We start from the raw sequence: 12,844 nt of genomic DNA, 5'->3' as shown, positions 1-12,844 counted from the left end.
GACTAATTGTTCTGGTAAATATCTTTATACAAACGGCTTTCAAAACGTACCAACGGAATACGGCGATTACGCTGATCCGCCGGTTCTACTGCATAGCCAGAAAGATATTGCACAAACGCCATTCGTTGCCCGCTCGCTGTGGTAATGAATCCCGCCAGGTTATATACCCCCTGCAACGAACCGGTTTTCGCTGAGACTTTTCCATCCACGCCCGCCTGATGCAGACCTGCACGGTACTGCAAAGAGCCGTCATAGCCCGCCAGCGGCAGCATGGAGATAAAGTTAAGTTCATTGTCGTGTTGGGCAATGTATTGCAGCACCTGCATCATGGTGGCGGGGGCAATCAGGTTATGCCGCGAAAGCCCTGAACCATCGGCAATAATGGTGTTACCAATATCGACACCGGCTTGCTGGCGCAGGATCTGACGCACGGCGTCCGACCCGGCCCGCCATGTTCCAGGCACATTGAAGCGCGCATGGCCGATCATGCGGAAAACCGTATCGGCAATCATGTTGTCCGACTTTTTCAGCATAATCTTAAGCAGATCGTGCAGCGGGGCCGACTGTTTACTGGCAACTACCGTTCCAGGTTCGTTAACCTGAGTCTGGCGTAGCAGTGTTCCGCTCCAGGTGATACCTGCCTGTTTTAACTCATCTTTCAGAATTGCCCCAGCATAGCTGGCACCATCCTGCACGGCAAAAGCCAACGGGAGCGGCTCAGAACGTTGTGGCAGGCATCCGGTCAGCGTAAAGCGGTTCAGGTCGCCTGGCACCACATCCAGCTCGCAGTATTGCGCTTCGGCAGAACCACGGGGGAGGGTGCGTACCTGGCTGAACATCGTAACGGGGTAATAAGATGCCACGCGTATAAAAGCCATATCACCAGGTTTTGGGGCACTATAGAGCGAGACGGAGAAACAGTTGCGGTCAACTATGGCGGCGGCAGGCGGAGCGCTAAAGCATTGTGTCATGTCATTCCATGGCCAGCCGGGGGCTTTATCGTGGCTGGCGAAAATGGAGGTATCTATCAACACATTGCCATCGATTTGGTTGACGCCAGATTTTTTCAAAGTCGCGACCATATTGCGAATATCCTGACGTCTTAACGTCGGATCGGCACCAAATCGCGCCACTAAGTCACCCTTAAGTACGCCGTTTTCCACATTGCCTTTGGTTTCAAGCGTCGTGGTAAAACGAAAATCGGGGCCGAGTTGAATCAACGCCGCCAGTGCAGTAATCACTTTCTGCGTACTGGCGGGCAGCGCCATCTGCTGACTGTGGTAATCAATAGCGGGGGCCGACGCGCCGACTTTTTGCACCATCAGGGCAAGGTTGGCACCAGCGGGGAGTTGAGTAATGTACTCATCAACATTTGCGGCCTGAACACTGAACGCTATACAGCTGGTCAATCCGATGATAAATCTGGAAAATCGCATAATCTCGCGCTAACAACCTGGAATCGAGCCGTCATACTACGGCGCAACGCCCTATAAAGTAAACGATGACCCTTCGGGAACTTCAGGGTAAAATGACTATCAAAATGTGAATTGTAGCTGACCTGGGACCTGTACCCGGGTCGGTATTTTTTTGCTTCTGGTCCCGGTGAGGAGTTATGCCGGGCAGGCCGAACAGCCGGGGTTGGTGAAGACTTGCCCCATCAGGAATATTCAAGAGGTATAACAAATGCAAGCTATTCCGATGACCTTACGCGGCGCTGAAAAATTACGCGAAGAGCTGGATTTTCTGAAATCTGTGCGCCGTCCTGAAATCATTGCTGCTATCGCGGAAGCGCGTGAGCATGGCGACCTGAAAGAAAACGCCGAATACCACGCAGCTCGTGAACAGCAGGGCTTTTGCGAAGGCCGTATCAAAGACATCGAAGCCAAGCTGTCGAACGCGCAGGTGATTGATGTCACCAAAATGCCCAACAATGGGCGCGTTATTTTTGGTGCTACCGTAACGGTGCTGAATCTCGATTCTGACGAAGAACAGACTTACCGCATCGTTGGCGATGACGAAGCTGACTTTAAACAAAACCTGATTTCTGTAAACTCGCCTATTGCTCGTGGCCTGATCGGCAAAGAAGAAGATGATGTTGTGGTCATCAAAACGCCGGGCGGCGAAGTAGAATTTGAAGTAATTAAGGTGGAATACCTGTAAGAATTACCCAATACTCAAGATGTTGATGTATTGTAAAGAAAGGAAAAAGGCCGCTATGCGGCCTTTTATCAACGAACAGAGCGTGGCATTTTGCTCTCCTGCCTGCGGAAAACCCCTCGTTTTACACAGCAAATGTGTGTAACTTTAGGATAATCTTAGCGTGGCAGCGAGATTTTACGTTCTTTAGTTGGGCGATAAAGCACCAGCGTTTTACCGATGACCTGTACATTACAGGCGCCGGTTTCGCGCACGATAGCTTCCACGATCAAGGTTTTAGTTTCGCGATCTTCGGTGGCGATTTTCACCTTGATGAGTTCATGGTGCTCTAACGCTTGTTCAATCTCGGCCAGCACCCCTTCGGTCAAACCATTACTGCCAAGCAGAACAACTGGCTTGAGCGGATGTGCCAGACCTTTCAGGTGCTGTTTTTGTTTAGTACTCAGATTCATCGTATTTTTTGCTTACGTTGGGATTGAAAACGGGTCATTCTACCGCCATCTCCCATATATCACCAAATAGGCGCGTAAAAATTTACGCAATTGGTTACGATGAGTTATCCCCATGGGAAAGTTAAATGACAGGTAAGAAGCGTTCTGCCAGCTCCAGCCGCTGGCTTCAGGAACACTTTAGCGATAAATATGTTCAACAGGCACAGAAAAAGGGGTTACGTTCCCGTGCCTGGTTTAAACTTGATGAAATACAGCAAAGTGACAAACTCTTTAAACCGGGAATGACGGTTGTCGACCTTGGTGCTGCTCCGGGTGGTTGGTCACAATATGTGGTCACCCAAATTGGCGGCAAAGGCCGCATCATCGCTTGCGATCTTTTACCTATGGATCCTATCGTTGGTGTGGACTTTCTTCAGGGCGATTTTCGTGATGAACTGGTGATGAAAGCACTGCTGGAGCGCGTTGGCGACAGCAAAGTCCAGGTTGTCATGTCCGATATGGCACCAAACATGAGCGGAACACCGGCGGTGGATATCCCCCGTGCCATGTATCTGGTGGAACTGGCGCTAGAAATGTGTCGTGATGTATTGGCGCCAGGTGGCAGTTTTGTTGTGAAGGTGTTCCAGGGCGAAGGTTTCGATGAGTATCTAAGGGAAATTCGCTCCCTGTTTACGAAGGTCAAAGTTCGTAAGCCGGACTCTTCTCGTGCACGTTCGCGGGAAGTGTATATTGTAGCGACCGGGCGTAAACCCTAACCGGGAGATTTCAGACGAAAGTTTGAAAGATGCTGGATATAGAGTATCCTGACGCTGTTTTTAACACAGTTGTAATAAGAGGTTAATCCCTTGAGTGACATGGCGAAAAACCTAATACTCTGGCTGGTCATTGCCGTTGTGCTGATGTCAGTATTCCAGAGCTTTGGGCCCAGCGAGTCTAATGGCCGTAAGGTGGATTACTCTACCTTCCTACAAGAGGTCAATAACGACCAGGTTCGTGAAGCGCGTATCAACGGACGTGAAATCAACGTTACCAAGAAAGATAGTAACCGTTATACCACTTACATTCCGGTTCAGGATCCGAAATTACTGGATAACCTGTTGACCAAGAACGTCAAGGTTGTCGGTGAACCGCCTGAAGAACCAAGCCTGCTGGCTTCTATCTTCATCTCCTGGTTCCCGATGCTGTTGCTGATTGGTGTCTGGATCTTCTTCATGCGTCAAATGCAGGGCGGCGGTGGCAAAGGTGCCATGTCGTTTGGTAAGAGCAAAGCGCGCATGCTGACGGAAGATCAGATCAAAACGACCTTTGCTGACGTTGCGGGCTGCGACGAAGCAAAAGAAGAAGTTGCTGAACTGGTTGAGTATCTGCGCGAGCCGAGCCGCTTCCAGAAACTCGGCGGTAAGATCCCGAAAGGCGTCCTGATGGTCGGTCCTCCGGGTACCGGTAAAACGCTGCTGGCGAAAGCGATTGCAGGCGAAGCAAAAGTTCCGTTCTTTACTATCTCCGGTTCTGACTTCGTAGAAATGTTCGTCGGTGTGGGTGCATCCCGTGTTCGTGATATGTTCGAACAGGCGAAGAAAGCGGCACCGTGCATCATCTTTATCGATGAAATCGACGCCGTAGGCCGCCAGCGTGGCGCAGGTCTGGGCGGTGGTCACGATGAACGTGAACAGACTTTGAACCAGATGCTGGTTGAGATGGATGGCTTCGAAGGTAACGAAGGTATCATCGTTATCGCCGCGACTAACCGTCCGGACGTTCTTGACCCGGCCCTGCTGCGTCCTGGCCGTTTCGACCGTCAGGTTGTGGTTGGCTTGCCAGATGTTCGTGGTCGTGAGCAGATCCTGAAAGTTCACATGCGTCGCGTACCATTGGCACCCGATATCGACGCGGCAATCATTGCCCGTGGTACTCCTGGTTTCTCCGGTGCTGACCTGGCAAACCTAGTGAACGAAGCGGCACTGTTCGCAGCTCGTGGCAATAAACGCGTTGTGTCGATGGTTGAGTTCGAGAAAGCGAAAGACAAAATCATGATGGGTGCGGAACGTCGCTCCATGGTGATGACGGAAGCGCAGAAAGAATCGACGGCTTACCACGAAGCAGGCCATGCGATTATCGGTCGCCTGGTGCCGGAACACGATCCGGTGCACAAAGTGACGATTATCCCACGCGGTCGTGCGCTGGGTGTGACTTTCTTCTTGCCTGAGGGCGACGCAATCAGCGCCAGCCGTCAGAAACTGGAAAGCCAGATTTCTACGCTGTACGGTGGTCGTCTGGCAGAAGAGATCATCTACGGGCCGGAACATGTTTCTACCGGTGCGTCCAACGATATTAAAGTTGCGACCAACCTGGCACGTAACATGGTGACTCAGTGGGGCTTCTCTGAGAAATTGGGTCCACTGCTGTACGCGGAAGAAGAAGGTGAAGTGTTCCTCGGCCGTAGCGTAGCGAAAGCGAAACATATGTCCGATGAAACTGCACGTATCATCGACCAGGAAGTGAAAGCACTGATTGAGCGTAACTATAATCGTGCGCGTCAGCTTCTGACCGACAATATGGATATTCTGCATGCGATGAAAGATGCTCTCATGAAATATGAGACTATCGACGCACCGCAGATTGATGACCTGATGGCACGTCGCGATGTACGTCCGCCAGCGGGCTGGGAAGAACCAGGCGCTTCTAACAATTCTGGCGACAATGGTAGTCCAAAGGCTCCACGTCCGGTTGATGAACCGCGTACGCCGAACCCGGGTAACACCATGTCAGAGCAGTTAGGCGACAAGTAAGTTTCCGTATCAGATGACTGTATTTGTACCGAAAACCCCGGGGCGTGCTCCGGGGTTTTTTCTTATCAATTCATACCAGGGATAACATCATGAAACTCTTTGCCCAGGGTACTTCACTGGACCTTAGCCATCCTCACGTAATGGGGATCCTCAACGTCACGCCTGATTCCTTTTCGGATGGTGGCACGCATAACTCGCTGTTAGATGCGGTGAAACATGCGAATCTGATGATCAACGCTGGCGCGACGATCATTGACGTTGGTGGCGAGTCCACGCGCCCAGGGGCGGCGGAAGTTAGCGTTGAAGAAGAGTTGCAACGTGTTATTCCTGTGGTTGAGGCAATTGCTCAACGCTTCGAAGTCTGGATCTCGGTAGATACATCCAAACCAGAAGTCATCCGTGAGTCAGCGAAAGTTGGCGCTCACATTATTAACGATATCCGCTCCCTTTCCGAACCTGGTGCTCTGGAGGCGGCTGCAGAAACCGGTTTACCGGTTTGTCTGATGCATATGCAGGGAAATCCAAAAACCATGCAGGAAGCGCCGAAGTATGACGATGTCTTTGCAGAAGTGAATCGCTACTTTATTGAGCAAATAGCACGTTGCGAGCAGGCGGGTATCGCAAAAGAGAAATTGTTGCTCGACCCCGGATTCGGTTTCGGTAAAAATCTCTCCCATAACTATTCATTACTGGCGCGCCTGGCTGAATTTCACCATTTCAACCTGCCGCTGTTGGTGGGTATGTCACGAAAATCGATGATTGGGCAATTGCTGAACGTGGGGCCGTCCGAGCGCCTGAGCGGTAGTCTGGCCTGTGCGGTTATTGCCGCAATGCAAGGCGCGCACATCATTCGTGTTCATGACGTCAAAGAAACCGTAGAAGCGATGCGGGTGGTGGAAGCCACTCTGTCTGCAAAGGAAAACAAACGCTATGAGTAATCGTAAATATTTCGGTACCGATGGGATTCGTGGTCGTGTAGGGGATGCGCCGGTCACACCTGATTTTGTGCTTAAGCTGGGTTGGGCCGCGGGTAAAGTGCTGGCGCGCCACGGCTCCCGTAAGATTATTATTGGTAAAGACACGCGTATTTCTGGCTATATGCTGGAGTCAGCACTGGAAGCGGGGCTTGCGGCAGCCGGTCTTTCCGCGCTATTCACTGGCCCGATGCCAACACCGGCCGTGGCTTATCTGACGCGTACCTTCCGCGCAGAGGCTGGAATTGTAATTTCTGCATCGCATAACCCATTCTACGATAACGGCATTAAATTCTTTTCTATTGACGGTACTAAGCTGCCGGATGCAGTTGAAGAAGCCATCGAAGCGGAAATGGAAAAAGAGATCAGCTGTGTTGATTCGGCAGAACTGGGTAAAGCCAGCCGTATCGTTGATGCCGCGGGTCGTTATATCGAGTTTTGCAAAGCCACGTTCCCGAACGAACTTAGCCTCAGTGAACTGAAGATTGTGGTGGATTGTGCAAACGGTGCGACTTACCACATCGCGCCGAACGTACTGCGTGAACTGGGGGCGAACGTTATCGCTATCGGTTGTGAGCCGAACGGTGTAAATATCAATGCCGAAGCGGGGGCTACCGACGTTCGCGCGCTCCAGGCTCGTGTGCTGGCTGAAAAAGCGGATCTCGGTATTGCCTTCGACGGCGACGGCGATCGCGTGATTATGGTTGACCATGAAGGCAATAAAGTCGATGGCGATCAGATCATGTATATCATCGCGCGTGAAGGTCTTCGTCAGGGCCAGCTGCGTGGTGGTGCTGTGGGTACATTGATGAGCAACATGGGGCTTGAACTGGCGCTGAAACAGTTAGGTATTCCATTTGCGCGCGCGAAAGTGGGTGACCGCTACGTACTGGAAAAAATGCAGGAGAAAGGCTGGCGTATCGGTGCAGAGAACTCCGGTCATGTGATCCTGCTGGATAAAACCACTACCGGTGACGGCATTGTTGCTGGCTTGCAGGTGCTGGCGGCGATGGCGCGTAACCATATGAGCCTGCACGACCTTTGCAGCGGCATGAAAATGTTCCCGCAGATTCTGGTTAACGTGCGTTACACCGCAGGTAGCGGCGATCCGCTGGAGCATGAATCAGTCAAAGCTGTGACCGCAGAAGTTGAAGCGGCGCTGGGTAGCCGTGGACGTGTGCTGTTGCGTAAATCCGGCACCGAACCGTTAATTCGCGTGATGGTAGAAGGTGAAGACGAAGCGCAGGTAACTGAATTTGCACACCGTATCGCCGATGCAGTAAAAGCCGTTTAAAGCGTTAGATAACTGGCTAAAAAGGCGGCGGTTGTCGCCTTTTTTCTCGGCGAACACATCGGTTTTGCTGTTTTTTTCCGCAGTTGATACAATGCGATAAAATTGCTCTTGCGAAGGTCATTCGCTTTGGTTAGTATTCACACCCGCTTCAGTGGGAAAGATTAAAAACTCCCGCTTTATTGGTTGAAGCATTGGTACGCGGCAACTCCGCAAGGAACAGGTTGATTATGTACGAAGCTCTTTTGGTAGTTTTCCTTATTGTGGCAATTGGCCTTGTTGGTCTGATCATGCTGCAGCAAGGTAAAGGCGCTGATATGGGAGCCTCCTTCGGAGCAGGCGCTTCCGCTACGCTGTTTGGTTCAAGTGGTTCTGGTAACTTCATGACCCGCATGACGGCGCTGCTGGCAACGTTATTCTTCATCATCAGTCTGGTGCTGGGTAACATCAATAGCAACAAAACCAATAAAGGTAGCGAATGGGAAAACCTGAGTGCGCCGGCCAAAACCGAACAAACTCAGCCAGCAGCTCCGGCTAAGCCGACCAGCGATATCCCGAACTAAAAAGTAGTATCCGTGCCGAGGTGGTGGAATTGGTAGACACGCTACCTTGAGGTGGTAGTGCCCAATAGGGCTTACGGGTTCAAGTCCCGTCCTCGGTACCAAATTCCAGAAAGACGCTGAAAAGCGTCTTTTTTCGTTTTGGTCCTGGTCTGAGGAATGGTTGTCAGGTATCTGTATCTCGTCCAGTTGTTTTACTCGTAGCTGGTACCTTGAAACGATGGTGCCGGTATGCCTTAGTTATAAGCTTTTCCCTTCTGCTGACATAATTGGCACTTTATTGTGTCAACTCCATTTCCGGTACGAATACGGATATGTTTACTTCTCGATAAACCATCCTGCCCCTGTCAGTATAACTACTGATGGCTACGTTCTGCGTAATGTTTAGAGACGCATTGATAATGTTATTTAATTACTGAGAACGCAATGGCCGCATCATTTAAAAAGAAAAAATCTAACAGTGTTTCGGTCTGATATGGATCAGAGTTGAAAAACATGTCTGATATAAAATTGAACATTGTTGATAATTGTTTATATTGGTTGTGAACTTGGATTTCTGGATGACAGTATTCAACAAATTTGTTAAAAGTTTTAAATCTCATTGGTTGTTGTATCTTTGTGTTATTGTTTTTGGTATTACGAACTTAGTCGCTTCTTCCGGAGCGCATATGGTTCAGCGATTGCTGTTCTTCGTTCTGACCATCCTGGTTGTTAAACGTATATCATCCCTTCCGCTTCGCCTGCTTATTGCCGTACCATTTGTGTTACTGATTGCGGCAGATATGAGTATTAGCCTCTATTCATGGTGTATCTTTGGTACAACTTTCAATGATGGATTTGCGATTAGTGTGCTGCAGAGTGATCCGGATGAAGTTGTCAAAATGCTGGGAATGTATATCCCTTATCTATGTGCTTTTGCCTTTTTATCCCTTCTTTTTTTTGCAGTAATAATAAAATATGATGTTTCCTTGCCGACAAAAAAAGTGACAGGAATATTATTGCTGATTGCCATTTCGGGCAGTTTATTTTCCGCTTGTCAATTTGCTTATAAAGATGCAAAAAATAAAGAGGCGTTCAGTCCATATATACTAGCGTCGCGATTTGCTACCTATACGCCGTTTTTCAATCTCAATTATTTTGCTTTAGCAGCGAAAGAGCATCAAAGATTACTCTCAATTGCAAACACGGTGCCGTATTTTCAACTATCAGTCAGGGATACAGGTATTGATACCTACGTGTTGATTGTGGGGGAGTCTGTACGTGTCGACAATATGTCTTTGTATGGATATACACGCTCTACGACACCGCAAGTCGAAGCACAAAGAAAGCAGATCAAACTGTTTAATCAAGCAATAAGCGGTGCACCTTACACTGCGCTGTCGGTTCCCCTTTCTTTAACTGCTGATTCTGTTTTGAGTCATGACATTCATAATTACCCGGACAACATTATTAATATGGCTAATCAAGCAGGATTTCAGACTTTCTGGCTAAGCTCGCAATCCGCTTTCCGGCAGAATGGTACAGCAGTTACCAGTATCGCCATGCGCGCCATGGAAACAGTCTATGTCAGAGGATTTGATGAATTGTTGTTGCCGCATTTATCGCAAGCGTTACAGCAAAAGACGCAGCAAAAAAAACTGATTGTTCTTCATTTAAATGGAAGCCATGAACCGGCTTGTAGCGCCTATCCGCAATCCAGCGCCGTGTTTCAACCGCAGGACGATCAGGATGCCTGCTATGACAACTCCATTCATTACACAGATAGTTTGCTAGGTCAGGTTTTTGAATTATTAAAAGATCGCCGCGCCTCGGTCATGTATTTTGCCGACCACGGCCTGGAACGCGACCCTACGAAGAAGAATGTCTATTTTCATGGAGGCAGGGAGGCTAGCCAGCAGGCGTATCATGTCCCGATGTTTATCTGGTATAGCCCCGTTCTAGGGGATGGCGTGGATCGCACAACGGAAAACAACATCTTTTCGACAGCTTACAATAATTACCTTATTAATGCGTGGATGGGGGTAACAAAGCCGGAACAGCCGCAAACGCTTGAGGAAGTGATTGCACACTATAAAGGAGACTCACGGGTTGTGGATGCAAACCATGATGTTTTCGATTATGTGCTGCTCAGAAAGGAGTTTACAGAGGATAAGCAAGGTAACCCCACCCCTGAAGGGCAGGGTTGATGTCGAATTACTGGCCTTTATTTTCCAGATTCTCCACCTGCGGCACCCCTGAAGCGGCAGAGGAGGAGAGCAGGCCAGTTTTGGCATAACCGAAAAGTTTCTCGCGGGTATCGGTGATATCCAGGTTACGCATGGTCAGTTGACCGATACGATCATCTGGCGAGAACACCGAGTCGCCTTTTTCCATCGTCAGACGCTCTGGCTTGTAGGTCAGGTTCTCTGAGACGGTATTCAGGATTGAATAATCGTTCCCGCGGCGCAGCTCCAGAGTAACTTCACCAGTGATCTGGCTGGCAACCCAGCGTTGCAGAGAGTCCCGCAGCATCAGCGCCTGGGAGTCAAACCAACGTCCCTGGTACAGCAGACGGCCCAACTGACGACCATGCGCGTGATACTGCTCAATGGTGTCTTCGTTGTGAATACCGGTCAACAAACGTTCATACGCAATGTGCAGCAGTGCCATCCCAGGGGCTTCATAAATGCCGCGGCTTTTTGCTTCGATGATACGGTTTTCAATCTGGTCGCTCATGCCCAGGCCGTGACGACCGCCGATGCGGTTAGCTTCCAGCATCATTTCTACGTCGTCGCTAAAGGTTTTACCGTTCAGCGCCACCGGATGACCTTGCTCAAAGCGTACTGTGACTTCTTCTGCCGGGATTTTCACGCTCTCATCCCAAAACTTCACGCCCATAATTGGGTTGACGATTTTGACGCTGGAGTTGAGGTATTCCAGATCCTTCGCTTCATGCGTTGCACCAAGCATGTTGGAGTCCGTGGAGTAAGCTTTTTCGACAGACATTTTGTAGTCGAAACCGCAGGCAATCATAAATTCAGACATCTCATGACGGCCGCCCAGTTCATCAATAAAGTCAGTATCAAGCCACGGTTTGTAAATCTGCAGTTCAGCATTGGTCAGCAGACCGTAACGGTAGAAACGTTCGATATCGTTTCCTTTATAGGTGCTGCCGTCACCCCAGATATTCACGCCATCTTCTTTCATCGCAGCAACCAGCATGGTGCCGGTCACGGCGCGGCCCAGCGGCGTCGTGTTGAAATAGGTCAGTCCACCAGTGGTGTTATGAAATGCGCCACACTGAATAGCGGCAATACCTTCGGCCACCAGTTGTTTGCGGCAGTCGATCAGACGTGCGTTCTCCGCGCCGTATTCCATGGCACGACGAGGGATCGCATAATAATCCTCTTCGTCTGGCTGGCCCAGGTTTGCAGTATATGCATAAGGAACCGCTCCCTTTTGTCGCATCCACAGCAGTGCGGCACTGGTGTCCAGACCGCCGGAAAAAGCGATACCAATACGTTGACCTACCGGGAGATGCTTGAGAATCGTCGTCATAAAATAACACCCTGCTTAATTAACTGATGATGAGCCTGGATTTCTGCTCTCATTGAATTTTTATGCAAAATAAATGAGTTTTCATTTAATCATCTTTTATCGGAGACAGGAAGAGTTTAGTGTGTTTTTTGTAAAATAATGCGATTAAGGGAAAGCAGGAGAAGGTAAAAGTATTCAATAAATGAAAGTGAACTGGATATTCATTCACGTGATTAGCAATAAACGTTGACAAAATGTGGCGTGGATCACTATAATGCCTGCAGATTTTACGTCCCGTCTCGGTACACCAAATCCCAGCAGTATTTGCATTTTTTACCCAAAACGAGTAGAATTTGCCACGTTTCAGGCGCGGGGTGGAGCAGCCTGGTAGCTCGTCGGGCTCATAACCCGAAGGTCGTCGGTTCAAATCCGGCCCCCGCAACCACTTTCCCTTAGAGTCCTTTTTCAAATATACTGTGAAGACTTCGGCCTTCGTAGTGGGATTTGAAAAAATCCTTCTGGAAAGTGCTCCAGACCGCAGTTGCGGTTATAGGGTTCAGTTATATAAAGCCCCGATTTATCGGGGTTTTTTGTTATCTGACTACAGAATAACTGGGCTTTAGGCCCTTTTTTTATGTCTTGGGGGTGGGCTTGTCCACATTAGAGCAAAAATTAACAGAGATGATTACTGCGCCAGTTGAGGCCCTGGGTTTTGAACTGGTTGGCATCGAATTTATTCGCGGTCGCACATCCACACTGCGCATCTATATTGATAGTGAAGATGGCATCAATGTTGATGATTGTGCTGATGTGAGCCACCAGGTAAGTGCTGTGCTGGATGTTGAAGACCCCATCACCGTTGCTTATAACCTGGAAGTCTCCTCACCGGGTCTCGATCGCCCACTGTTCACGGCTGAACACTACGCCCGTTTTGTCGGAGAAGAGGTGACTCTGGTTCTCCGTATGGCGGTACAAAACCGTCGTAAATGGCAGGGCGTTATCAAAGCGGTAGACGGTGAAATGATCACAGTTACCGTCGAAGGTAAAGATGAAGTGTTCGCGCTGAGTAATATCCAGAAGGCGAACCTGGTTCCCCACTTTTAAT

At 49.5% G+C, this 12,844-nt stretch carries 11 protein-coding genes and 2 tRNA genes; 10 read left to right on the top strand and 3 right to left on the bottom strand.

The annotated features are described in order from the left end of the window. Positions 1-2 precede the first annotated feature (2 nt). Positions 3-1,436 (bottom strand): serine-type D-Ala-D-Ala carboxypeptidase, encoded by a 1,434-nt coding sequence (dacB, locus tag ACJHYO_RS03015; protein ID WP_001212636.1) that lies wholly within the window; start codon positions 1,434-1,436, stop codon positions 3-5. 247 nt (positions 1,437-1,683) lie between these two features. Here dacB and greA point away from each other — a divergent pair, with 247 nt between their 5' ends. Next, entirely contained in the window at positions 1,684-2,160 is a 477-nt protein-coding gene (greA, locus tag ACJHYO_RS03010) for a transcription elongation factor GreA (RefSeq protein WP_001148001.1), read from the top strand. A 155-nt stretch (positions 2,161-2,315) separates the two neighbouring features. On the opposite strand, the gene yhbY is transcribed toward greA, so the two are convergent. After that, on the bottom strand, positions 2,316-2,609 hold the full coding sequence (gene yhbY, locus ACJHYO_RS03005) for a ribosome assembly RNA-binding protein YhbY (RefSeq protein WP_001054420.1): 294 nt from the start codon (positions 2,607-2,609) through the stop codon (positions 2,316-2,318). Between the two features lie 125 nt (positions 2,610-2,734). Between yhbY and rlmE the strand changes: the two genes are divergently transcribed. From rlmE to ACJHYO_RS02970, 7 genes are all read left to right on the top strand, one after another. Next, positions 2,735-3,364 carry a 23S rRNA (uridine(2552)-2'-O)-methyltransferase RlmE gene (gene rlmE / locus ACJHYO_RS03000; RefSeq protein ID WP_000145975.1) on the top strand — a complete coding sequence of 210 codons (630 nt, stop codon included), beginning with the start codon at positions 2,735-2,737 and terminating at the stop codon, positions 3,362-3,364. A 99-nt stretch (positions 3,365-3,463) separates the two neighbouring features. Further along, entirely contained in the window at positions 3,464-5,398 is a 1,935-nt protein-coding gene (gene ftsH / locus ACJHYO_RS02995; RefSeq protein WP_001107467.1) for an ATP-dependent zinc metalloprotease FtsH, read from the top strand. Positions 5,399-5,487: 89 nt separating this feature from the next. Continuing rightward, positions 5,488-6,336: a dihydropteroate synthase gene (folP, locus tag ACJHYO_RS02990; RefSeq protein WP_000764750.1), complete on the top strand. Its 849-nt coding sequence runs from the start codon at positions 5,488-5,490 to the stop codon at positions 6,334-6,336. Further along, on the top strand, positions 6,329-7,666 hold the full coding sequence (gene glmM, locus ACJHYO_RS02985) for a phosphoglucosamine mutase (protein ID WP_410232402.1): 1,338 nt from the start codon (positions 6,329-6,331) through the stop codon (positions 7,664-7,666). Before folP ends, glmM begins: the two co-directional genes overlap by 8 nt. A 227-nt stretch (positions 7,667-7,893) precedes the next feature. Continuing rightward, entirely contained in the window at positions 7,894-8,226 is a 333-nt protein-coding gene (gene secG, locus ACJHYO_RS02980) for a preprotein translocase subunit SecG (protein ID WP_001295556.1), read from the top strand. Between the two features lie 14 nt (positions 8,227-8,240). Then, positions 8,241-8,327: transfer RNA gene (locus ACJHYO_RS02975), tRNA-Leu, on the top strand. A gap of 456 nt (positions 8,328-8,783) precedes the next feature. After that, a complete protein-coding gene (locus ACJHYO_RS02970; protein WP_077633449.1) occupies positions 8,784-10,409 on the top strand; it encodes a phosphoethanolamine transferase in 1,626 nt (541 codons plus the stop codon). A gap of 7 nt (positions 10,410-10,416) precedes the next feature. On the opposite strand, the gene argG is transcribed toward ACJHYO_RS02970, so the two are convergent. After that, positions 10,417-11,760, bottom strand: coding sequence for an argininosuccinate synthase (gene argG, locus ACJHYO_RS02965; RefSeq protein WP_001683324.1), 1,344 nt, complete (start codon positions 11,758-11,760; stop codon positions 10,417-10,419). Between the two features lie 347 nt (positions 11,761-12,107). Between argG and ACJHYO_RS02960 the strand changes: the two genes are divergently transcribed. Both ACJHYO_RS02960 and rimP read left to right on the top strand, forming a co-directional pair. Further along, a tRNA-Met gene (locus ACJHYO_RS02960) sits at positions 12,108-12,184 on the top strand. 206 nt (positions 12,185-12,390) lie between these two features. Beyond that, positions 12,391-12,843: a ribosome maturation factor RimP gene (rimP, locus tag ACJHYO_RS02955; RefSeq protein WP_001300397.1), complete on the top strand. Its 453-nt coding sequence runs from the start codon at positions 12,391-12,393 to the stop codon at positions 12,841-12,843. The last annotated feature ends 1 nt before the right edge of the window (position 12,844 follow it).

Origin of the sequence: Escherichia sp. WS1118, from assembly GCF_046487695.1 — a bacterium.
Classification (GTDB): Bacteria; Pseudomonadota; Gammaproteobacteria; order Enterobacterales; family Enterobacteriaceae; genus Escherichia; species Escherichia coli.
This window is presented reverse-complemented; position numbering and strand designations above follow the sequence as displayed.

What these genes read in the sequence shown, in the direction of transcription:
- folP (WP_000764750.1), top strand. Translation starts at nt 5,488, where the DNA reads ATGAAACTCTTTGCCCAGGGTACTTCACTGGACCTTAGCCATCCTCAC.
- rlmE (WP_000145975.1), top strand. Translation starts at nt 2,735, where the DNA reads ATGACAGGTAAGAAGCGTTCTGCCAGCTCCAGCCGCTGGCTTCAGGAA.
- ACJHYO_RS02970 (WP_077633449.1), top strand. Translation starts at nt 8,784, where the DNA reads ATGACAGTATTCAACAAATTTGTTAAAAGTTTTAAATCTCATTGGTTG.
- yhbY (WP_001054420.1), bottom strand. Translation starts at nt 2,609, where the DNA reads ATGAATCTGAGTACTAAACAAAAACAGCACCTGAAAGGTCTGGCACAT.
- greA (WP_001148001.1), top strand. Translation starts at nt 1,684, where the DNA reads ATGCAAGCTATTCCGATGACCTTACGCGGCGCTGAAAAATTACGCGAA.
- ftsH (WP_001107467.1), top strand. Translation starts at nt 3,464, where the DNA reads ATGGCGAAAAACCTAATACTCTGGCTGGTCATTGCCGTTGTGCTGATG.
- dacB (WP_001212636.1), bottom strand. Translation starts at nt 1,436, where the DNA reads ATGCGATTTTCCAGATTTATCATCGGATTGACCAGCTGTATAGCGTTC.
- glmM (WP_410232402.1), top strand. Translation starts at nt 6,329, where the DNA reads ATGAGTAATCGTAAATATTTCGGTACCGATGGGATTCGTGGTCGTGTA.
- argG (WP_001683324.1), bottom strand. Translation starts at nt 11,760, where the DNA reads ATGACGACGATTCTCAAGCATCTCCCGGTAGGTCAACGTATTGGTATC.
- secG (WP_001295556.1), top strand. Translation starts at nt 7,894, where the DNA reads ATGTACGAAGCTCTTTTGGTAGTTTTCCTTATTGTGGCAATTGGCCTT.